This window comes from Mycobacterium interjectum, assembly GCF_900078675.2.
Lineage (GTDB): Bacteria > Actinomycetota > Actinomycetes > Mycobacteriales > Mycobacteriaceae > Mycobacterium > Mycobacterium interjectum.
Genome location: NZ_LT546237.1, coordinates 109,393 through 110,221, shown reverse-complemented (window position 1 = coordinate 110,221; position 829 = coordinate 109,393). Strand labels below are relative to the sequence as shown.

Annotated in this window: 1 protein-coding gene; it reads right to left on the bottom strand. The window is 73.3% G+C overall.

Annotated features, from left to right (window positions below; all coding sequences use genetic code 11):
* Positions 1-489 (bottom strand): PE family protein (locus BN4348_RS61120; RefSeq protein ID WP_235852656.1); only part of this gene is annotated, 489 nt, incomplete at its 3' end.
* Positions 490-829 lie beyond the last annotated feature (340 nt).

Genomic DNA, 829 nt, shown 5'->3' with positions numbered 1-829 from the left:
CCCCGCCGCACCGCCGGGGCCGCCCGGCTGGCCCGGAGCGCCGTTGCCACCTGGGCCGCCGTTGCCGTACAACAACCCGCCCGGCCCGCCCGCCTGCCCCGGCCCACCTGGCGTGCCGTTGCCGATCAGCGGGCGCCCGAACAGGGCTTGGGCCGGCGCGTTGACCGCGCCCATGGCGTCTTGCTCCGCGGCCGCCAACGGCGAAGCGTTGGCGGCCTCGGAGGCCGCATACGACCCCGCCGCGGCCTGCATGGCCTGCACAAATTCGGCGTGGAACGCCGCCGCCCGCGCACCGAGGTCCTGAAAGGCCTGCGCGTGGCTGCCGAACAGCGCCGCCACCGCGGCCGACACCTCATCCGCCCCGGCCGCCAACAACCCCGTCGTCGGCCCCACCGCCGTCGCATGGGCCTGGGTCAACGCCGACCCGATACTGCGCAGATCCGCCGCCACCGACGCCACAACCGCCGGTGCCGCTATCACATACGGCATCTGATTCCCCTGCCCCCGAAGATGTTTCGACGACTTAGCGCGCACCCGGGCGGCGTCGCGGCTACATTAAGAGCGCATCATGTCCAGATGTTGCCGTTGCTGCGGCCGTGTCGGCCGCCCGGGACGCACGCTGCCCAGTGTGCGCCGTTCGAAAGCCGCGGAAATCCGTAAATCTACGTATTTTGGGCGCCCGGTTTCGCGGCGCCCCTGCACCCGGCCGGGAGCGCTGCGCTGATGGAACGGTTGCTGGAGCGCGAGGCGGCGCTGGCCGAGCTGGGCAAGCTGCTGCGGGCGCCCGCCCGCTCGGGCCGGGTGATGTTGCTCCGGGGCGAGGCGGGGG